Source organism: Bacillus sp. FSL R10-2780 (genome assembly GCF_038006125.1).
In the GTDB taxonomy this organism is placed as follows: Bacteria; Bacillota; Bacilli; order Bacillales; family Bacillaceae_G; genus Bacillus_A; species Bacillus_A cereus_U.
Genome location: NZ_JBBOUQ010000001.1, coordinates 1,049,909 through 1,071,232 on the forward strand (window position 1 = coordinate 1,049,909; position 21,324 = coordinate 1,071,232).

A 21,324-nucleotide genomic window follows, 5' to 3' on the forward strand; every position below is an offset into this window, starting at 1 on the left:
TTTTTTATGCTGCGGGTAAGACATAAAACAGTACGCAGAAAAACATCATTGTACTACCGCCTAGTACGAAGAGATGCCAAATGGCATGATTGAACGGAAGCTTTTCCCAAAGGAAGAATATAGCTCCGACAGAATACAAAATGCCGCCTATTAATAGTAGTGAGAAGCCGTGACCGGTTAAATTTTCATAAAGGGGTTTAATGGCAACGATGATGAGCCAACCCATAATGATATAACATAATGTTGATGTTTTAATAAAGCGACGAACAAAGAAGATTTTGAAAATAATTCCACCAATCGCAAGGGTCCAAATAATTGCGAGTAAAGTCCAACCGAGCGGGCCACGCAGTGTAATGAGTAGAAATGGTGTATACGTGCCGGCAATTAATAAATATATGGCGGAGTGATCTAAAATGGTAAATAACTTTTCTACTTTTGGATGATGGATACTATGTAGCAGTGTAGAAAATAAGTATAGCAAGAACATGCTTACGCCATAAACGGTAAAACCAACAACAGCAGATGCTGTACCATGTTTGGAAGCATGAATAATTAATATGATTAAGGCAGGGATGCTTAAAATGGCACCGATACCATGGGTAATTGCATTCGCAATTTCTTCTTTTACAAATTGGGTCATTCTTGTAATTTTTTGCGTCATAATGTTAATCCCTTTCACTGTATTGAGATAAGTTATATTTTCCTTAACCATATCATATACAAAAGGAATAGAAAATGATATTTGTATAATTGATTTTATTTTTGAATTTTTTTGACAAAAGACAACGGATACATTGACGTTTACAAAATTTTTTGACAAAATGAACTTATGGAATAGTAGGACAAGAATCTACTTATGAAGGGGATGGGGAAATGTTTTCAAATATTGGCTTTCCAGGGTTAATTTTAATTTTAGTAGCAGTGTTAATTTTATTCGGCCCAAAAAAGTTACCGGAAATTGGGAAAGCTTTAGGGGAAACGTTAAAAGAATTTAAAAAATCAACAAAAGAATTGACTGATGAGGCATTTCAAGAGAAAGAAAAAAATAAATAAAAGAATCTGATGAAGTTTTTCTAGGAATGGATAAATAAAGTGTGGTGAACGAGATGGAAGATCGGGAAATGAGCGTAGTAGAACATATTGTTGAGCTTCGCAAACGAGTAATATATACAGTATTATCCTTTGTATTATTTTTAATTATTGGATTTACTTTTACGAAGGATATTTATTTTTGGCTTGTAAAAGATTTACCAATGAAATTAACTGTTCTCGGTCCAAGTGATGTGTTGTGGATTTTTTTCTTGATTGCTACAGTATTTGCTATCGTTTGTACAATTCCTTTTGCTGCGATACAAATTTGGTTATTTGTAAAACCAGGTTTACATCCCAATGAACAAAAAATGACATTAATGTATATACCGGTATTGTCTATATTATTTATAGCAGGCCTATCTTTCGGTTATTTTATCGTCATGCCATTTTTATTTCATTTCCTAACTACAATTGGTAATGAGATGTTTAATACAATGTTTACAACGGAAAAATATTTTCATTTCGTATTAAATTTAACAGTTCCGTTTGCTGTTATATTTGAATTACCTGTAGTTGTTATGTTTTTAACGAGTATAGGTCTTCTAACGGCAGAATTTCTGCAGAAAATAAGAAGATATGCTTATGTCGTGTTGATTATAATTGCATCGTGTATATCGCCGCCAGATTTTTTATCACATAGTTTAGTAGCGGTACCGCTTATTTGTATTTATGAAATTAGTATCGCTTTATCAAAGATAGTTAGTAAACGAAAACAGAAAAGAGAAGAAGAAACACAGTCGAAAAGTGCCTCGTTATAAAGGCACTTTTTAATTTATTTGTTATACTCTAGCCATAATTGTATACAATATATAGAAGAAAAAAATTATAGAATCTCCAAAATTTAGACAAACTTTTCATTTTTATAAGGTTATACTGAAGTTATCAAGCTATATATGGGTAATAAGACTCCCGTCTCAAAGTATATATAGGACAGGGTTCGAATTAGGTGGATATAAATGAAGTATTAACTTCTAAACGGGGGCAGTTTAAGGATATTTTAGTATTCATAGGAAACCTACACTAAAAAACGTGTTAAAGAATAAAGTGGAGGAAGTTCAAAAATCCAACGAAAAAGAGGATTGATATTGTGATTACGAAAAGTTTTTATTTCACTCATGCAACAGGGAATTGTATTAAAATATTTGAAATCCCTGTCCTACAAACACAGCATCCATTAGCGTTTCTAATTCAGTCTCGTCTTCAATTGTTTATTGCAAAAATTCAAAAACATAAAAACCCAAGAGTCTCGTACTCTTTCCGTGAATATTTACAAAGTTGTTTGAAGTGGAATGATTATTCAAATGTATATAAAACAAATACTCTTGAAAAGAATGCATAATACACAGCAGGGACAGAGTTAGGTAGGCTCTGTCTTTTTTATTTTAGGTATAAAAATATAATTAATTTGGTGAAATTTATTCGAAATTGTTGAAAGCATCAGGAATGCTAGTATAATAACAGGGAGAGCGTATTCGAAAGGGAAGAATATAATATGCAAAAAATTAAAATTGTAACAGATTCAACGGCAGATTTAACTCAAGAAGTGATTGAGAAGTATGATATTCATGTTTTACCATTATCTATTTCTGTAAATGGACAAACATACTTAGATCGCGTTGATTTACAACCAGATGAATTTATTGAAGAAATGGCGAAATCAGGAGAATTACCAAAAACATCACAACCAGCTATGGGTACATTTGTAGAAATGTATGAAAAGTTAGGGGAAGATGGAAGTGAAGTACTTTCCATTCATATGACAGGTGGAATGAGTGGCACAGTTGCAACAGCAAATAGTGCTGCATCAATGACAGATACGAAAGTAACAGTTGTTGACTCTCAATTCATTAGCCATGCATTAGCATATCAAGTAATTGAGGCTGCTAAAATGGCAAGAGAAGGAAGTTCATTAGAAGCTATTTTAAAACGTATTGATGAAGTGAGAAAAAATACTCGTTTATACGTAATCGTAGATACATTAGAAAACTTAGTAAAAGGTGGGCGCATTGGTAAAGGTAAAGCACTTATTGGTTCTTTACTTAATATTAAACCAATCGCAAGTTTAGAGGGCGGCGTATATAATCCGGTAACGAAAGTACGTAGCCAAGGGCAGATTGTAAAAACATTGGCTAAAATATTCGAGGAAGATACTGCTGGAAAAGTGGTGAAGGCTGTTGCGATTCCACATGCTAAAGCAATTCCTTTAGCAGAAAGTGTAAAAGCTGCTGTTGAAAAAGTGAATGGATTCACTCAATCAGAGATTTTCTATACAACACCAGTTATCAGTACTCATACAGGACCAGGAGCAATTGGTTTTATGTATTTAGCAGAGTAATAAAAAAGCTACTTGAAATGAATTTTCAAGTAGCTTTTTTATGTGTATATGAAGTAAGAAATGAGAAGGGCAATACAGGCGCTTCCGCTAATGACATAGCGAGTCTGTAAATAATCTTTCATGGAAAACACCCTTTTCGATTTTTTAAAGTATATGATAAATTACTCGGAAAAATTAGTTCTATTATACAGGAGAGGTTTCTGTAATTTTTACGGGTTCTTTATCTGAGACAATAGGGCTATAAGTGAAAGTTTGGCCTAAAAAGAGAACATGTAGTTGTTCCCACGGTAGCATTCGTAAATTCCAGTTATTTCGTAGTCGTGTTACTGCTTCCCTTGGTGTTTCATCTGCTAAAGCAAAAGTACCGTAGTGCATGGGAATGAAATGTGTAGCTTTTATATCTAGATAGGCTTGCACAGCTTCTTCTGGTGAAACGTGAGACACTTTCATAAACCATTCTGGTTCATAGGCACCAATTGGCATAAGTGCAATATCGATTGAAAAACGTTTGCCGATTTCTTTAAATCCTTGGAAATAACCACTATCACCACAAAAATAAATGGTTTCTGAAGAAGTCATATTATCAATGATCCATCCTCCCCAGTGAGAGGTATTCATATCAAATAATGTTCTTCTCGTCCAGTGCTGGGCAGGTACGAAGTGAAAAGAGACTTCATCAATTGTTGTACTTTCCCACCAATTGTATTCTGCTACATTGGTGAATTTTTTACGAGTAAATAATTTTTTTAGCCCAATAGGAACTAGGTATAAAGTATCATCGTTTAGTTGACGAAGAGATGAAAAGTCTACATGATCGTAATGACCGTGTGAAATAAGAACGATATCGATTTTAGGTAGTTCTTTTATAGTGAGCCCAGGCTCAGTAAGTCGTGGAACTAACTTTAATTTATTAGCCCATACTGGATCTGTTAAAATATTTAAGCCGTTCGTTTGAATGAGAAAAGTTGAATGACCAATCCATGTGACAGTCGTTTTTTCAAAGTTATTTAGCAGAAATTTACTTTGTTTAACAGGTGATTGTTCTACTAGGAAAGAAAAGTCTTTTTTGTTTTGCTTTCTCTCTTTACGCCAGCGTAAGAAGGAGCGAATTGATTTTTTTGTACTTATATTATCCATATTTTCATAGCGCTTTGCCATGAACATCACCTCATTTAAAATCGTTGTAGTTGTATTGTACCGAAATGTTGTTAAGGAATACAGTGTTTAACATGGATTAATGTTTAAGTAATTGTAAAAAAATAGGGAGATTTATTTACAAATTTAACAATGAACTTTGTTTCGCAAATAATGGTTAGAGAAATAATAGTAGTAAAATATATTTTGTCTAGTAATTAGCTTGAAATAAAGAAGTAACATACGTAAATTCGTACGATTTCGTGAACAAATGAAGTAAACAATTTTCTCATAGTATTTACTTTTGTTATGATATACATAACTTACATAAATTAAGGATAGAGAAAAGAGGTTTAATAATGAAGCGTTATCAAAAATTAATTGGTCTTATGGTTGTATTTTGTCTCTTTGTACTTGCCGGTTGTAGCAGCTCAGGGTCAAAATTACGTAAACCGTTAAACTGGGATTTAGAAACTTTCCAATTTACAAATCAAGAAGGAAAGCCGTTTGGTACAAAAGATTTAAAAGGGAAAGTCTGGGTAGCTGATTTCATGTTTACAAACTGTCAAACGGTTTGTCCGCCAATGACTGCTAATATGGCTAAATTACAAAAAATGGCTAAGGAAGAGAAATTGGATGTTCAGTTTGTTTCGTTTAGTGTAGATCCTGACCTTGATAAACCAGAAAATTTGAAAGCTTTCATTCAAAAGTTTACAGAAGATACAAGTAACTGGAACTTGTTAACAGGTTATTCACTAGAGGATATTACAAAGTTTTCAAAAGATAACTTCCAATCGCTTGTAGATAAACCAGAGAATGGGCAAGTTATTCACGGAACATCATTTTTCTTAGTCGATCAAAATGGAAAAGTAATGAAAAAATATAGTGGTATTAGTAATACACCATACGAAGATATTATACGTGATATGAAGCGATTAGCTGATTAAAAAGAAGGGTGCTTAGCACCCTTCTTTTTTGTCTTTTAGTCTATGGATAATATGTCATGCTGTTGTGGTAGTTTCGGTGCGCGAATTTCTAACACACCGTTTTGATAAGAAGCTTTCGCTGTTTTTTTATTAATTAAATATGGTAACTTAATAATTCTTGACGCTTCTGAAATGGAACGTTCTCGGCGATAATAATTGTGAGAAGATTCTTCTTCTGTCTCTTCAAGTATATCTTCTTTTACAGAGACTTTTAAGTATTCGCTTTGTATTTCAATTTGAATTTGTTCTTTTTGTATACCTGGTAGTTCGGCTGTAACGACGAGTTCGTCACCAACTTCGTATAAATCTACTGGGAATGTTAATAAACGGTTTCCTTTTTGGAAAAAATGATTTAAATCAGCAATTACGCCACGAAGAGGTGTTTGTTCGAAAAAATCATCAATTTGTTTTAAGTAATTACGAACCGGTGGGCGAGAAGAATCTTTTTTTTCTTCACTCATGGTATTACCTCCTAGAAATCAATTTGCAATATCATATGACAAAAGCGGAGAAAGGTGAGTGCCTAGTTTTCATGTTTTCATAAAAAATTGTTAAAAATGTGAAATGGAGTGAGTTTTTTATAGTTTTTGGTCGCCATATTCAGTTGATTATGCTAGTATAAATAGGGTTGATATAGTAGTATAGAGACAGAATGAAAACTGAAAGAGGGTAAGAAGTATGTGTGGTTTTGTAGGATGTTTATGTGAAAACCCTAGAGAGTTTTCAGAAACAGAAAAACATCAATTTGAAAATATGAACACGATGATTTTCCACCGCGGTCCAGATGACGAAGGATATTTTCGTGATGAACATGTACAATTTGGCTTCCGCCGTTTAAGTATCATTGACTTAGAGGCAGGACATCAGCCGCTAACTTATGAAAATGATCGATATGTAATTATTTTTAATGGTGAAATTTACAATTATGTAGAACTACGTGAAATGTTACTTGAAAAAGGTGCAACTTTTGCTACACAATCTGATACAGAAGTTATTATTGCATTGTATGCACATATGAAAGAAAAATGTGTAGACTACCTTCGTGGTATGTTCGCATTTATGATTTGGGATCGTGAAGAAAAGAAACTTTTCGGTGCACGTGACCACTTCGGTATTAAGCCTTTATACATCGCACAACAAGGTGATACTACATTCTTCGCATCTGAGAAGAAAAGTATTATGCATGTAATGGAAGACAAAGGGGTAAACCCAAAGTCACTACAACACTACTTTACGTACCAATATGGTCCAGAGCCAGAAACATTAACAATTGATGTTAACAAAATTGAGCCTGGTCATTACTTCGTAAAAGAAATCGGTAAAGAGATGGAAATCCATCGCTACTGGAATCCTTATTTCAACGCTTCAAGCGCAACGAAAGAGGAGCATATCCAAGCAATTCGTGATGTATTATACGATTCTGTAAAAGTACATATGCGTAGTGATGTACCAGTAGGTTCTTTCTTATCTGGTGGTATCGATTCATCTATTATTGCTTCTATCGCAAGAGAAATGAATCCAAATCTATTAACATTCTCTATTGGTTTCGAACAACGCGGTTTCAGTGAAGTTGATGTTGCGAAAGAAACTGCTGAGAAATTAGGAGTTAAAAACCATAACGTATTCATTACAGCGCAAGAATTTATGGATGAGTTCCCAAAAATTATTTGGCATATGGATGATCCTTTAGCGGATCCAGCAGCTGTACCATTGTATTTTGTTGCGAAAGAAGCGCGTAAACATGTAACGGTTGTTCTTTCTGGTGAAGGTGCAGATGAGCTATTTGGTGGATATAACATTTATCGTGAGCCAAACTCTTTAAAAATGTTCTCTTACATTCCTAGCCCAGGAAAGAGTGTTTTAAAGGCATTAAGTGGTGCTCTTAAAGAAGGGTTTAAAGGAAAAAGCTTCTTAGAGCGTGGATGTACGCCAATCGAAGAGCGTTACTATGGAAATGCGAAAATCTTCCGTGAAGAAGAGAAAGCTGAATTAATGAAGTATTACGATGAAAGTGTTAACTATATGGATATCACGAAACCATTGTATAACGAAATTAAAGATTATGATGATGTAAGTAAAATGCAGTACATTGATATGTTCACATGGTTACGCGGCGATATTTTATTAAAAGCTGATAAAATGACGATGGCAAATTCATTAGAACTTCGTGTACCGTTCTTAGATAAAGAAGTATTTGACGTTGCATCTAAAATTCCGACAGAATTTAAAATTGCAAACGGAACAACGAAAGCTATATTACGTGAAGCTGCCCGTGGAATTGTTCCGGATCACGTGTTAGATCGTAAAAAGCTTGGATTCCCAGTACCAATTCGTCACTGGTTAAAAGATGAAATGCACGATTGGGCTGTAAATATTATTAAAGAAAGCAAAACTGAGCATTTAATCGAAAAACAGTATGTATTAAACTTACTGGAAGCACATTGTGCAGATAAAGGCGATTATAGCCGTAAAATTTGGACTGTACTTGCGTTTATGGTATGGCATCAAATTTATGTTGAGCATAAATACGATACGAATAAGTTCCACGAAGAAACAAAGCGTGCGTATAGCTTAGTTTAATAAAAAACCTTAAGGTCGCATTCGATCTTAAGGTTTTTTTCATAAATTGCATTTATTATTGATACAATAATAGTAAAAGGATGGACAACATATGATTACGTTTGAGAAAGTAAATATAGAAAATGAAAGCGCTGTAAAAGAAATGTTTCACTCACACAGCTTAGATGAGAAAAAGGTTCAGTATTGTGTAAAAGTTGATGATACATATATTGGTGTAATAGATTATAGCGTTCAAGAAGAGAGTGCTATTTTGTCACAGTTAATTATTCATTTTGATTATCAAGGTTATGGATACGGGACAAATACGTATTTTACATTTGAAGAAATGATGAAACAGAGAAATGTGAAAGAAATAAAAGTATTGCATGAGGTATTTACGGAACAAGCTAAATCTTTCATAGAGGGATCTGGTTTTATTGAGGAAAATGGAATATATGTAAAGAAAATATAGTGAATATTGATTGCTTGATGAAATGAATATGGGGTAGGTGAACGTATGACAATGACTGCTGGTCTTGCATTAGTTGGAAGTTGCTTTATTGTAGCAGAATTATGCCAGATTTTCATTCGAAAAAGAATGTATAAGAAGAGAAGACCATATGAATTACAATATATACCTGTGTTTGTAATTTTGTTTTGCATGTTATTTGTATTACAAAACGCATCTCATTTCCCGCCTCTTTTGAACATCTTTTTGAAGTTTGGTTTGCTATATAGCGGCGTTGGAATATTTCTTTTATTTCTTTTATTTTGCGTACGCTACATCCACTATCAATCATACATATTCATTTTAAATTGGTTAAAAAAAAGTGATAGAACCCCCCTTACATAAGGGGTTTTTTTATTTGTACTTGTAACGAAACTTGTACAATTAACATAAAATAGGACGAGTAGAAATGAAAGCTTATTACAATAAAGAAAGGAACGAAAAAGATATATGAAACTTGTTATAGACGCAGGGCATGGTGGATATGATTCGGGTGCTGTTGGTAATGGGTTAGTGGAAAAAGAGTTAACGCTTCAAATTGCTAGACGTGTACGAGATATTTTATCTGCAAATTATCCAATCAATATTAAAATGACACGTGATAGTGATGTGTTTATCTCTTTATCAGAACGTGCTAATATTGCTAATTCATTTGGTGCAGATTATTTTATCTCATTTCACATTAATAGTGGCGGTGGCACTGGATTTGAAAGTTATATTTACAACGCGCTATCTAATAGTAGTTCCGCATATGAAAAGCAACAAAAAATGCATGCAGCAGTCAATCCTGTATTAACAAAATACGGCCTTCGTGATCGAGGAGCAAAAAAAGCAAATTATGCGGTACTAAGAGAGACTGCAATGGATGCAATTTTAACTGAGACTGCTTTTATTGATACAACGTTTGATGCTAATTTATTGAAAAACCCACAATTTATTGAAGATTTAAGTCAAGCATATGCAAACGGAATAGCAGCTATTTTTGGAGTAGCTCCAAATCCGAATCCTCCAAATCCACAACCTCCAAATCCTCAGCCAACACCACAAACGAAGGGGATTGCTTATATCCTTGGGAAAAATGTGAATTTAAGAAGTGGTCCATCAACGTCTTCTTCGGTTATTCGTCAACTAAACTCCCCAGAATCGTATGTCGTATATCAGGAAAGTAACGGATGGTTAGACTTAGGAAATGGACAATGGGTGTATAATGACCCTTCGTACATTAATTTTGTAAAGACGAGCAATAGTGATGGAAGCGCAATTGGTGTCGCATATATTCAAGGAACGAATGTGAATTTAAGAAGTGGTCCATCAACATCTTCTTCAGTTATTCGTCAATTAAATAAACCAGAATCTTATTTAGTATTTATTAATCAAAACGGTTGGTTGAACCTTGGTGGAAATCAGTGGGCGTATAATGATCCGTCATATATTAAATATAATCAATATTGAAAAGTATAATTGAACATGTCTCCATCTTATTGCTGAGATGGAGACATGTTTTTGTATTACTTATGTTATTTGTTGACTGGAATAATAATTACTTTCTTATGGTCATTGATTTTTCAAATGTTTCGAATGAAAAAATGAGGGTTAAAGACGGATATATATGTATTTCGAATGGGGAAGAGTGTCTAAATTATATATATTTAAAAAGTTTTCTGATATATGTATTGACAATATGTAAGATATACATTACTCTTTTAAATGTTATTGATAATCACTTTCAACTAGGAGGACGTATGACACGAACTAAAAATATGCTTATACTTTGTATTATGTTACTAATGGTCATAATCGCAGGGTGTGGTAAAGAAGAGAAGAAAGAAAACGATACATCGGTAAAGGCAAAAGATTCATATAGTATCAAGCATGCAATGGGCGAAACGACAGTAAATGGGACACCGAAAAAAGTTGTTGTTTTAACAAATGAAGGTGCGGAGGCACTTTTAGCTGTCGGAGTAACGCCAGTTGGAACTACAAAACCACGTGCTGGTGATGAATGGTATCCTCATTTAGCGAAAGAGTTAAAAGATACGAAAGTTGTAGGAACTGAGCGTGATATTAATTTAGAGGCAGTTATGAAGCTTAAGCCGGATTTAATTATCGGGAATAAAATGCGTCATGAAAAAATATATGAGCAATTGAACGAAATAGCGCCAACTGTATATGCTGAAACGTTGCGCGGGGATTGGAAGGAAAACTTTACGCTCTATACAAAAGCTGTAAATAAAGAAAAAGAAGGGCAAAAGGCTCTTGAAGATTATAAAAAACGTATTAAAGGAATACAAGAGAAGTTAGGAGATAAATTGAATTCTAAAGTTTCTATTATTCGCTTCGTACCAGGTGATGTTCGGATTTATCAGAAAAACTCATTCTCAGGTGCTGTTTTAAATGATATTGGATTTAAGCGACCACCACTACAAGATAAAGATGAATTTGCGATAAAAGGAATTACAAAAGAGCAAATTCCGAATATGGATGGGGATTACTTATTTTACTTCACATCTGATAAAGATACAGATAAGAATAACGAAGGAACCACGTTAGCAAAAGAATGGACAGAAGACCCACTCTTTAAGCAGCTACAGGCTTCTAAAGACAATAAAGTATTTCAAGTGGATGAAGTAATTTGGAATACAGCAGGCGGTATTAAAGCTGCAAACTTAATGCTAGATGATATTGAAAAATATTTTTTGAAATAAATGAATGGTTGAGTGCATCACTTTAAATAGGTGATGTACTTTTTTGTTGAATTAAATACAGAAAATTCCTTCTTTTAAGTGTGGATAAGTTGTACAATAAAACCAATCATGGAATAAAGGAGTGGGAAGGAATGAAAGCTACTCATAAAGATTGGATTTTGTTTAACGGAAGACTTATCAATACGAAAGAAGAACAGCCAATGGTTGCGTTAGAAGAGCGAGGACTCCAATTTGGTGATGGTATATATGAAGTATTTAGGCTATACGATGGGAAGCCTCATTTATTAGACTTACATTTGGAACGCTTTTTTAAATCTATGAGGGAAATAAATATTGTTCCGCGGTTTACAAAGGAAGAGTTAGTTGAAGAACTTCATCAAATGATTGAAAGAAATCAATTTCAAGAGGATGGGAATGTGTATCTTCAAATATCACGTGGAGCTCAAGCTCGAAATCATGTGTATGAAAAAGATTTACAGCCAACATATTTTGCGAATATTGTTTCGTTTCTAAGGCCTACCGCTACTATGGAACAAGGAATAAAGGTTACTGTAGAAGAGGATATACGCTGGAAGTTCTGCCATATAAAATCTTTAAACCTTCTACCTAATATCATGATTAAAAATAAAATAAACGAGCAAGGGTATCAAGAAGCGATATTAGTACGAGATGGAGTTGTAACAGAAGGGTGTCATTCGAATTTCTTTATGGTGAAAAATAATAAATTAGTTACACATCCGGCCGATAATTTCATTCTACACGGTATTACTCGCCACTACGTTATTACATTAGCAAAAGTTTTACATATTGAAGTAGAAGAGCGTGAATTCTCATTGCAAGAAGTATACGAGGCTGATGAATGTTTCTTTACAGCGACACCACTTGAAATATTCCCTGTTGTTCAAATTGGTGATGAGAAGTTTGGAAGCGGCGAAAGAGGACCTATTACGAAAAAACTACAAGCTGCATATGAAGAAAGTATTAGTTTGTTTAAAGTGAGAAATTAATAATGAGGAAAAAAGCTGGTATTCCCCCAGCTTTTTTTCATGATATAATTCAACCGTAGGACAAATTTTGAAAACGCTGTAAAAAGGGGATTTAATGTATGAATTATGAAGATTTTAAAGAAGTAATTCACGGTAGAAGAAGTGTTAGAAAGTTTACAGAACAAGAAGTATCCACTAGTGATATAAAAGAAATTATTGATTGTGCTCGTTATGCACCGAGTGATACGAACTCACAAACGTGGGAGTTCTTGGTCATTATGAATCGAGAGAAAATTAAAGAAATTGAACAAATGACATGGGATGCATTACATAAACTCGCAGCAAGGGCGGCAGAAAATGGAGAAGAGAAAGCAGGGAAATTACTTACACGTTCTTTCGGTCCATATGCGACAGCTTTCTCTGAGGCGCCAGTATTAATCGTATGTTTGGCAACACCATATGAATCAAAGTTTCGTGAAAAGATATTTGACCCAATTGCCTTCGTTCCTGATTCAGTATGGGAAGAGGAAGGAATTAAGAGTAGCTGTTTAGCAGCACAAAACTTAATGTTGGCTGCACATGCGAGAGGACTTGGCACTTGTCCAATGACAGGACCTGTATTATTAGCTCAAGATGAACTGCGAAAATATTTACAAATTGAGCCTCAAAAACAAATTAATATGGTAATTTCACTCGGCTATCCGAAAGATAAGCCGAAGAAACTTTCTCGAAAAGAAGTTGATGAGATTACAACACTTATTTTCTAAATGTTATGTAGAAAAGACATTGAAATGCCAATGTCTTTTTATTTTGAATGAATATTTCTTTAGTGAATTGGGCTAAAATGATGAATAAGGTGGAATTACTATTTATTTCTTAAAAAAAATTAATGTTCTTAAAATGAAAGTATGGTACAGTAATCGTGAGCAAGCTAATATTTGTTCATGCAAGTGTTAAAAACTAGTTTTAAAATTAAGAAGTTATTTTTGTATAATAAATTATAATGAAATAACAGGGGGGATGAATTTTGAAGAAATTCATAATCACTGGATTGTCTGTATTGTTATTAGTAGGCTGTGGTGCTCCAAAGGAAAAAGAAGATGCACAGTCAAATCAGGAAGAACAAGTTGTAAATGCAAGTGATGAGAATATGGTCGTATTTCCGGAAGGAGCAGTGCCAATCGGAGAAGGGAAAGTAAAAGTAACTACGCCAGATGGTACTTCTGAAAATGGCAATATACCGACTGTATTTATCAAAAAAGATACTTTAATTCAGCAAGTTGAATTAGAACTTTCTAATTTTCAAAACGATAAAGAAACATTCGTATTTGTAGATCAAATATTTGCAGATAAACATCAAGTAACTAGTACAACACAGACAACAGTACAATTAAAAGAAAAGACACTTGAGACAGGTAGTCATACGATTACTGCAGCTCAGTTTGAAAACAATGACCCGAAAGGAAAAGTCATTAGCTTTAATCAAGCGACGTTTGAAACGAAGCCTGCGTCTTAATTATGGATAAAAAGTACATTACTTAAAGTGGTAGTGTACTTTTTAATTTGGATAGAATTAGGTTGTTGAGAATAATTTGTTTCACTTTCTAGTACGTATGAATAGTAAGAAATTACTCTTTACTACTACGAAAGTGAAAGAGGTTGAAGATGTGAATCGGTTTGTTCGTATCTAAATTAAGTTAAGTTATCAAATCCATGACTTGATAATAGGAACTGTATGTTTTGTCATTGTGTACCGATTGTAGGATAAACTCGGATTAAGGTAAGTATTGAGAGGGAAATGTAGGTATTTCATTTGTAATGTCGAATAGTACATACGATGTCGTAATAACAAATTTTCTATTGTTTACTGTGAAACAGAAGAAGGAGAGATTGTAGTTATGAAAAGAGCTCTTATAAATATTGATTATACATATGATTTTGTAGCTGAAAAAGGTGCTTTAACATGCGGGAAACCAGGTCAAGAAATTGAGAGGGAACTTGTAAGTGTGACGAAGCAATTTATTGAAAAAGGTGATTACGTAGTATTTGCGATCGATAAACATGAAGACAATGATGTATATCATCCTGAAGCGAAATTGTTTCCACCTCATAATATAGCAGGTACAAATGGAAGAGACTTATTCGGTGAATTACAAGATGTATACGAAAAATATAGAAATGCTGCGAATGTATATTATATGGACAAAACGCGATACAGTGCATTTGCTGGAACAGATTTAGAGATGAAGTTAAGAGAAAGAGGAATAGAAGAAGTTCATCTTGTAGGGGTTTGCACTGATATTTGTGTTCTTCATACAGCAGTAGATGCTTATAATAAAGGATTTAAAATTGTTGTATATGAAAAGGCAGTTGCATCTTTTAATGCGCAAGGGCATGAATATGCAATTGGACATTTTAAATCTTGTTTACATGCAGAAGTGAAGTGAAAAAGAGGCCTTCAAAAAGGTCTCTTTTTCACATTTAAATAGAAACGACTTGCTGTTGAATTAACTTTTTAATGAACGGGCTAATGTTTTCTGGTAGCCCATTTAAATCAAAAAATTGTACATGTAATGATTCAACTCCATCAGCTTTTAGCAAGCCACCTTTAATGTCTTTGCAAAGGTAAGCGATTGTTATAGGATAAAATTCATCTCCGTTCGCTAATTTCACAAAAAACTCTTTACCTGAAAATACACTTACTAACTGAAGTGTACCAATTTCAATACCTGTTTCTTCAAGCACTTCTCGTCTTCCGGCTTCTTCTGTGGATTCACCAAGTTCCACAAAACCTCCAGGAACACCCCACATGCCATTTCGTCTTTGTTGTAGTAATATTTGTTCTTGATCATTTAAAACAGCTACAGCAACTCCTGCTAAATTGAGTGGCCTTGACCCAACAATCTCTCTTAGTTCTTCGATATATCCCATTAATTGTAACCTCCGTGAAAAAAGTATCAAATGAACTATTCGGTGTTATGTGAATGTATTCCTTTGAACGAGGTGAGTATTACAAAGTTGTTTATAAAAATTTCTATTGTAATCTCCCTTTAGATTATTAAAAAGGGTATATTTATAGTAAATAGAAAAGAACATCTGAAGTGGAAAGATTGATGAAAGGGTTATATTGCTGAAGATGAACAATGAATACAAATACATAGTTAAGAAAGTACGATTTAAGATCAGGATGAAAGATGTTTCGAAAACAAGTGTTGGGATGATAAATGCGTATTTACAATAGAGTAGTTCTGTATGAAATTTTCATTAGTAAGGAAGTGGATAGATGAGTTTATTAGCGTATACTGAGGAGTTTTTTAATTATGTAAGGGAGTTTTTACTATTAAGGTTTTTACTATTTGCTTTAGTTCTTATGATTATTTCTTTTGTCATAAACCGCATTATTGATTGGTTTTTTAGAAAATCAAGCTTTTTTGATGAAGAGGTAGAGCAGACGATTCAAAGTGTAATTCGATCTATTTTTAGGTATATCATTATCATCAGTCTGATCATATATTTAATTAGTCAATTTGTAGATATAAAAAGTATTATTGCAGGCGCAGGGATAGCGGGAGTGGTCATCGGTTTTGCTGCACAACAGATGCTAAAAGATGTAATATTAGGCTTTGCAAGATTAGCGGACAAAGAGTTTCGTGTTGGCGATTTTGTTACTTTTAACGGAACAAATTCAGGAACCATTGAGGAAATTAGTATTCGTTTTATGCAAATTCGTGAATGGTCAGGAAAACTCCTTACCATACCACACGGAGAGATTAGAACGATACAAAATTTTAATAAAGGATGGATGCGAGTTATTGAACGCATCACGGTAAGTTATCAGGAAGATCCTACAAGAGTTAAGGAATTGTTAGAAGAGGTCTGTGTTATGTGTAATGAAAAATTGGATCAAAGTCTTTATAGAGTAGAGGATGAAGCTGTTGAACCATTTAAATATGTTGGAGTTACAGACTTAAATCCTAACCTTAAATATGTAGGATATGAATTTTGTATTACAGGTTTGATTAAACCGGAAGATTATTTTGAAACTTCAAGGCAAGTAAGATTTGAATTAATGTCTATGTTCCATAAAAATCAAGTACAAATGCCAGCAGCGAATATGTTCGTTACTACTGAAAGTTTACAAAATATCCATGTGGGGCAATCTTTATCAGACAGTTAATGAAAACCAGCTAATTTCTGTTTTGGTTTTGAATTTAGATTTGCAAATCAGCAGATTTGAATGCACTGTATGGGATATCTCCTAAAAAAGAGCTGAAGGAATTCAGCTCTTTTTTTGTTTGTAGTATTTAGAAATTTCTTAATGTTATAATGGTAGTTGGTGATGAGAATGAACATAGATGAAAAAGAGATGCATCGTTTAGAAGCTTTAAAAAAAATTGCTGAATTACTAAATGAAGCAACAAACTTACAGGACATGTTAGAAAAAGTGTTACATACATTGTTACAAGTTATGAATTTACAAACAGGCTGGATATTTTTCATTGATGAAAGAGGACAGCACCGTATGCTTGTAGATCAAAACTTACCCCCAGCTCTTACGTGGCAGGAAAAAAAGCCGATGTGTGAAGGAGATTGTTGGTGTGTAGAACGTTTTGTGAATGGACGATTGGAAAAAGCGACAAATATTATTGAATGTAAACGAATAGAGGATGCGATTGAATGTAATTGGGGCGAGACAGAAGATGTTACACATCATGCGACAATCCCGCTAAGATCTGGATCAGAGAAATTTGGTCTATTAAATGTGGCCTCGCCCCATAAAACACATTTTTCTGAGGAAGAGTTAGCGTTATTAGAAGCGATTGCATTTCAAATTGGAACGACAATACAACGTATTCAATTAGTTGAGAAAGAACGAAAATATGTAGTAGTAGCTGAAAGAAATCGACTTGCACGTGACCTACATGATTCCGTTAAACAATTGTTATTTTCAATTATGCTAACAGCGAAAGGGACTCTAAATATGACGAAGGATAGAGACTTGCAGGAGATGTTAAGTTATATTGGAGAATTATCACAGGAAGCATTGCAGGAGATGACACTTTTGATTTGGCAATTAAGGCCTGAAGGATTAGAGAAAGGTTTAGCAGAAGCGATTCAAAATTACGGAAAACTGTTAGGGATTCAAGTGGAAGTTCGAATTGATGGAATGGTTTTAATTGAAGATGAAATAGAAGAAGTTTTATGGCGTATAAGCCAAGAGGCATTACATAATTGTAAAAAGCATGCTTCGTGTGAAAAAGTATGTGTTTATTTAAGGATTGAAGATAATAAGCTGCACTTTTACATAGAAGATAACGGAATAGGATTTATACAGGATCAAGTAAGAGAGTCAGCACTTGGTTTGAAAAGTATGAAAGAACGAATTGAATTAATGAGGGGAATTTTTCGAATAAAAGCAGAACCGGAAAAGGGGACAAAGATAGAAATTCAATTACCGGTTTGAGAGGGAGAACATCAGTGAAAATTAAATTATTACTTGTAGAAGATCATCATATCGTTCGAAGGGGACTCGTATTCTTTTTGAAAACGAGAGAGGAATTTGAAATTATTGGGGAAGCAGAAAATGGTGAAGAAGCATTAACATTCGTCCAAACAGAAAGGCCAGATGTAGTATTAATGGATTTATCAATGCCGAAAATGGATGGTATTGAAGCGACAAAACGCATAAAACAATACGATGAGACAATAAAAATTCTTATGCTCAGCAGTTTTTCAGAACAAGATTACGTTTTACCAGCATTAGAAGCTGGGGCAGATGGTTATCAATTAAAAGAGGTGCAGCCAGATCAACTCGTTGCGTCAATTGTTGCGGTATATCAAGGAAATGCGAATTTTCACCCGAAAGTAACACCTGCACTATTAGGACGGTCAGCAGTCAAGAAAGAAAATGAGAATCCTTTTTCCATGTTAACGAAAAGGGAGCAAGAAGTACTTCGTGAAATTGCGAAAGGAAGGAGTAATAAGGAGATTGCAGCGGCGCTTCATATTACAGAACAAACGGTTAAAACACATGTTTCTAACGTATTGGCTAAATTGGAAGTAGATGACCGCACACAAGCTGCATTATACGCAGTAAAGCATGGGGAAAACTAGAAATAAGTATGAATAATTGTGTCATATGCTACGGAAGAATACATATGAGAAATTAAAATGTATAGAGATGACGAATAAAGGTTTTTCTTCTTTTAATAATTAGGTACAATAAAGTGAAACTTTAATCAGTGGGGGGGGCCATCCCCACTGATTATTAGTTGAACCAATCGGGTTTTTACGGGCAGTTGATCTCCCACCTAACTCCCTTGCATTCATCGAATTTTGAGGTGGGAGTCTTACTGCCCGTTAATACGGGATAAAGCTACTATGGAAGGGGAAGATACGCTATGCCTGGTACAAAAAGTGGGATTGGAAAGATTCAGGCTTCGTTAAATGGTTTATCACCGAAATTACGAAGTATTGCCGAACATATTTTGAAACATCCACAAGATGTTGTACATAAATCGATTACGGAATTAGCGGAAGTTACGAATAGTTCCGAAGCAACGATATTCCGCTTATGCAAACACTTAGGTTTTCAAGGGTTCCAAGACTTGAAAATTACATTAGCTCGTGAGATTGTACATACCCCGATGCAAAATATTCATGAGGAAGTATCGGTAGAAGATAATATGGTCACTGTTGCTAAAAAAGTTTTTCATTCACATATTACAGGACTGCAAGATACATTGCATTTGTTAAATGATAATGCGTTGGAACAGGCAGTAAGTGCGCTGAATGAAGCGAAACGAATTGAATTTTATGGAAATGGTGGGTCGGGTATTATTGCGATGGATGCTTATCATAAGTTTATGAGAACGGGTATTTCTTGTATTGCTCATACGGATTCTCATTTTCAAATTATGGGAGCTGGCTTGCTGACAAAAGAAGCAGTGGTCATTGCAATTTCTCATTCGGGTAGTAATAAAGGATTACTTGAAGCATTAGAAGTAGCAAAAGCAAGAGGAGCTCGCATTATTGCGATTACGAGCTATCAAAAATCGGCATTAAGCCAACTTGCTCATATAACGCTATATACTTCGACGCGTGAGACTGAATTTCGTACAGAAGCAAGTTCATCACGATTAGCGCAGCTTAGTTTATTAGATACTTTGTATGTGGGTTTGTCGTTGCAACGACAGGAGGAAACACTGCAAAATTTACAAAGCATACGTGAAACAATTTCAATGAAGCGAATATAAAAAGCTCTTCAAATGAAGAGCTTTTTAGTTTGTTGATATATCCTCAAGATCTACTTGTCCGTAGAAATACGCAACATGTTCATCTTTAGCCTTTTAATTAGTTTTATCCCGCTATTTGCGGGCAGTAAGACTCCCGTCTCAAAATTAGGCACAGGCGAGGAAGTTAGGTAGGAGAGTAACTGCCCGTAAAAGCCCGATCGGTGATATCCCATCACAATCAAGCTAAGAAAAGTAAATACCCCAAGATGAACTACAAAAAAATTGTTTGAAACGTTTTACTTATAGTCATAATCTCCCATCTTTACAACCATTCATTTTTTCTAACCTCTATATACTTCACATTTAAAATCAAAAGAATAGCTTGATAAATTCAAATGTAGATATAATAAAGTTTCAGATTTTCCTTTTAAATACATCAAAAATCCTTTATGTAATAATTCGAATATTGTTCAATATTTCGCAATTTGTTTATAAAATTCCATGTTATGATGAACCTGTAATGATGATTGAACACTTAAATTTGGTACAATAATTAGCCAAAACAGTGAGGACAGAATTTGTGAGATGAACTCATTAAAACTCTAAAACACTAAAGGGGAGATCACATATGAAAGCAGTAGTAGTTAATAAAAACAGCAAAGCAAACATTGAAGTTATTGAAAAAGAATTACGTCCGTTATGCTCAGGCGAAGCGTTAGTAGATGTAGAGTATTGTGGAGTTTGCCACACTGACGTACACGTTGCGAATCATGATTTTGGTAATACAGATGGCCGCATCCTCGGTCATGAGGGTGTAGGTATTGTTACGAAAATTGCTGATGATGTTACTTCACTTAAGCTTGGTGACCGTGTAAGTATTGCATGGATGTTCCAATCTTGTGGACGCTGTGAATATTGCGTAACTGGTAGAGAAACATTCTGTCGTGAAGTTAAAAATGCTGGTTATACAGTAGATGGTGGTATGGCTGAACAATGTATCGTTACAGCTGATTATGCTGTGACAGTACCAGAAGGATTAGATCCTGCTCAAGCATCATCAATCACATGTGCAGGCGTAACTACATATAAAGCTATTAAAGTATCAGACATTAAACCTGGTCAACCTATCGTAATCTATGGTTGTGGTGGATTGGGTAACCTAGCAATCCAATATGCTAAAAATGTATTTGGTGCAAAGGTAATTGCAGTAGATATCAATGACGACAAATTAGTCTTAGCAAAAGAAGTTGGTGCCGATATGACTATCAATCCAATTACTCAAGGTCCTGCTGATAAGATTGTTCAAGAGGCGTTTGGTGGCGCTTATGCTGCTGTAGTAACAGCGGTTTCTAAAGTAGCCTTCAACTCAGCAGTTGATACAGTACGTGCTTGCGGTAAAGTAGTTGCGGTAGGTTTACCAGTAGAAACTATGGATTTAAACATTCCACGACTTGTATTAGACGGGATTGAAGTAGTTGGTTCTCTAGTTGGTACTCGTAAGGATCTGGAGGAGGCATTTATGTTCGGCGCAGAAGGAAAAGTAGTGCCAGTTGTTCAAACGTGTTCTCTAGATAAAGTACAAAATGTATTCGAAGAAATGGAACAAGGTAGAATTCAAGGACGTATGGTAATCGATTTTAAACAGCATAATTGTGATTGCAAATAATTCACTTTAAATATAAAAAGCATGAGTCTAGCAAAGGACATTTAAAAAAGTTAGACGGCATAAAAAAGATGATCCCTCGTATTCAATAGGGATCATCTTTTTTATATTCTACTAATAT

The 21,324-nt window shown here is 34.4% G+C and carries 23 protein-coding genes; 19 read left to right on the plus strand and 4 right to left on the minus strand.

From position 1 onward, the window contains the following. Nucleotides 1-4: 4 nt before the first annotated feature. Complete coding sequence (trhA, locus tag NSQ47_RS05515) at nucleotides 5-661, minus strand: PAQR family membrane homeostasis protein TrhA (protein WP_002118985.1); 657 nt, start codon at nucleotides 659-661, stop codon at nucleotides 5-7. Nucleotides 662-873: 212 nt separating this feature from the next. Between trhA and NSQ47_RS05520 the strand changes: the two genes are divergently transcribed. The 4 genes from NSQ47_RS05520 (at nucleotide 874) to NSQ47_RS05535 (ending at nucleotide 3,427) form a co-directional block, all read left to right on the plus strand. Further along, the gene (locus tag NSQ47_RS05520) at nucleotides 874-1,053 is read left to right on the plus strand and encodes a twin-arginine translocase TatA/TatE family subunit (protein ID WP_002012719.1); all 180 of its coding nucleotides are present in this window, start codon (nucleotides 874-876) and stop codon (nucleotides 1,051-1,053) included. A gap of 53 nt (nucleotides 1,054-1,106) precedes the next feature. Continuing rightward, entirely contained in the window at nucleotides 1,107-1,850 is a 744-nt protein-coding gene (gene tatC / locus NSQ47_RS05525; RefSeq protein ID WP_033714706.1) for a twin-arginine translocase subunit TatC, read from the plus strand. A 329-nt stretch (nucleotides 1,851-2,179) separates the two neighbouring features. After that, entirely contained in the window at nucleotides 2,180-2,431 is a 252-nt protein-coding gene (locus tag NSQ47_RS05530; protein WP_002158010.1) for a DUF2535 family protein, read from the plus strand. 153 nt (nucleotides 2,432-2,584) lie between these two features. Continuing rightward, on the plus strand, nucleotides 2,585-3,427 hold the full coding sequence (locus NSQ47_RS05535) for a DegV family protein (RefSeq protein WP_002202148.1): 843 nt from the start codon (nucleotides 2,585-2,587) through the stop codon (nucleotides 3,425-3,427). A gap of 183 nt (nucleotides 3,428-3,610) precedes the next feature. On the opposite strand, the gene NSQ47_RS05540 is transcribed toward NSQ47_RS05535, so the two are convergent. Then, entirely contained in the window at nucleotides 3,611-4,585 is a 975-nt protein-coding gene (locus tag NSQ47_RS05540; RefSeq protein ID WP_341036303.1) for an MBL fold metallo-hydrolase, read from the minus strand. Between the two features lie 335 nt (nucleotides 4,586-4,920). Between NSQ47_RS05540 and NSQ47_RS05545 the strand changes: the two genes are divergently transcribed. After that, nucleotides 4,921-5,508: an SCO family protein gene (locus NSQ47_RS05545; protein WP_341036304.1), complete on the plus strand. Its 588-nt coding sequence runs from the start codon at nucleotides 4,921-4,923 to the stop codon at nucleotides 5,506-5,508. A gap of 35 nt (nucleotides 5,509-5,543) precedes the next feature. Here NSQ47_RS05545 and NSQ47_RS05550 read toward each other — a convergent pair whose 3' ends face one another. Beyond that, nucleotides 5,544-6,008 (minus strand): Hsp20/alpha crystallin family protein, encoded by a 465-nt coding sequence (locus NSQ47_RS05550; RefSeq protein ID WP_144506186.1) that lies wholly within the window; start codon nucleotides 6,006-6,008, stop codon nucleotides 5,544-5,546. 217 nt (nucleotides 6,009-6,225) lie between these two features. Here NSQ47_RS05550 and asnB point away from each other — a divergent pair, with 217 nt between their 5' ends. The 9 genes from asnB (at nucleotide 6,226) to NSQ47_RS05595 (ending at nucleotide 14,752) form a co-directional block, all read left to right on the plus strand. After that, nucleotides 6,226-8,127 carry an asparagine synthase (glutamine-hydrolyzing) gene (gene asnB / locus NSQ47_RS05555; RefSeq protein WP_002158005.1) on the plus strand — a complete coding sequence of 634 codons (1,902 nt, stop codon included), beginning with the start codon at nucleotides 6,226-6,228 and terminating at the stop codon, nucleotides 8,125-8,127. 91 nt (nucleotides 8,128-8,218) lie between these two features. Beyond that, nucleotides 8,219-8,578 carry a GNAT family N-acetyltransferase gene (locus tag NSQ47_RS05560; RefSeq protein ID WP_002158004.1) on the plus strand — a complete coding sequence of 120 codons (360 nt, stop codon included), beginning with the start codon at nucleotides 8,219-8,221 and terminating at the stop codon, nucleotides 8,576-8,578. Between the two features lie 45 nt (nucleotides 8,579-8,623). Next, a complete protein-coding gene (locus NSQ47_RS05565; RefSeq protein ID WP_002158003.1) occupies nucleotides 8,624-8,959 on the plus strand; it encodes a hypothetical protein in 336 nt (111 codons plus the stop codon). 105 nt (nucleotides 8,960-9,064) lie between these two features. Continuing rightward, nucleotides 9,065-10,066: an N-acetylmuramoyl-L-alanine amidase gene (locus NSQ47_RS05570; protein ID WP_002158002.1), complete on the plus strand. Its 1,002-nt coding sequence runs from the start codon at nucleotides 9,065-9,067 to the stop codon at nucleotides 10,064-10,066. A 290-nt stretch (nucleotides 10,067-10,356) separates the two neighbouring features. After that, the gene (locus NSQ47_RS05575) at nucleotides 10,357-11,319 is read left to right on the plus strand and encodes an ABC transporter substrate-binding protein (protein WP_033710377.1); all 963 of its coding nucleotides are present in this window, start codon (nucleotides 10,357-10,359) and stop codon (nucleotides 11,317-11,319) included. 131 nt (nucleotides 11,320-11,450) lie between these two features. Further along, nucleotides 11,451-12,326, plus strand: coding sequence for a D-amino-acid transaminase (gene dat, locus NSQ47_RS05580; RefSeq protein ID WP_341036305.1), 876 nt, complete (start codon nucleotides 11,451-11,453; stop codon nucleotides 12,324-12,326). 98 nt (nucleotides 12,327-12,424) lie between these two features. Continuing rightward, nucleotides 12,425-13,072, plus strand: coding sequence for a nitroreductase family protein (locus NSQ47_RS05585; RefSeq protein ID WP_341036306.1), 648 nt, complete (start codon nucleotides 12,425-12,427; stop codon nucleotides 13,070-13,072). Between the two features lie 260 nt (nucleotides 13,073-13,332). Further along, nucleotides 13,333-13,821: a hypothetical protein gene (locus NSQ47_RS05590; protein WP_002157997.1), complete on the plus strand. Its 489-nt coding sequence runs from the start codon at nucleotides 13,333-13,335 to the stop codon at nucleotides 13,819-13,821. 382 nt (nucleotides 13,822-14,203) lie between these two features. Further along, the gene (locus tag NSQ47_RS05595) at nucleotides 14,204-14,752 is read left to right on the plus strand and encodes a cysteine hydrolase family protein (protein WP_341036307.1); all 549 of its coding nucleotides are present in this window, start codon (nucleotides 14,204-14,206) and stop codon (nucleotides 14,750-14,752) included. A 34-nt stretch (nucleotides 14,753-14,786) separates the two neighbouring features. On the opposite strand, the gene NSQ47_RS05600 is transcribed toward NSQ47_RS05595, so the two are convergent. After that, on the minus strand, nucleotides 14,787-15,236 hold the full coding sequence (locus NSQ47_RS05600) for an NUDIX hydrolase (RefSeq protein ID WP_070128315.1): 450 nt from the start codon (nucleotides 15,234-15,236) through the stop codon (nucleotides 14,787-14,789). A gap of 352 nt (nucleotides 15,237-15,588) precedes the next feature. Here NSQ47_RS05600 and NSQ47_RS05605 point away from each other — a divergent pair, with 352 nt between their 5' ends. From NSQ47_RS05605 to adhP, 5 genes are all read left to right on the plus strand, one after another. Next, nucleotides 15,589-16,482, plus strand: coding sequence for a mechanosensitive ion channel family protein (locus NSQ47_RS05605; protein WP_002157994.1), 894 nt, complete (start codon nucleotides 15,589-15,591; stop codon nucleotides 16,480-16,482). 189 nt (nucleotides 16,483-16,671) lie between these two features. Continuing rightward, nucleotides 16,672-17,769 (plus strand): GAF domain-containing sensor histidine kinase, encoded by a 1,098-nt coding sequence (locus tag NSQ47_RS05610; protein ID WP_229163519.1) that lies wholly within the window; start codon nucleotides 16,672-16,674, stop codon nucleotides 17,767-17,769. A 14-nt stretch (nucleotides 17,770-17,783) separates the two neighbouring features. Continuing rightward, nucleotides 17,784-18,419 (plus strand): response regulator transcription factor, encoded by a 636-nt coding sequence (locus tag NSQ47_RS05615; protein WP_341036308.1) that lies wholly within the window; start codon nucleotides 17,784-17,786, stop codon nucleotides 18,417-18,419. 287 nt (nucleotides 18,420-18,706) lie between these two features. Next, nucleotides 18,707-19,561, plus strand: a complete 855-nt coding sequence (locus tag NSQ47_RS05620; protein ID WP_001119626.1) for a MurR/RpiR family transcriptional regulator — start codon at nucleotides 18,707-18,709, stop codon at nucleotides 19,559-19,561. Between the two features lie 607 nt (nucleotides 19,562-20,168). Continuing rightward, the gene (gene adhP, locus NSQ47_RS05625) at nucleotides 20,169-21,206 is read left to right on the plus strand and encodes an alcohol dehydrogenase AdhP (RefSeq protein WP_341036309.1); all 1,038 of its coding nucleotides are present in this window, start codon (nucleotides 20,169-20,171) and stop codon (nucleotides 21,204-21,206) included. Nucleotides 21,207-21,324 lie beyond the last annotated feature (118 nt).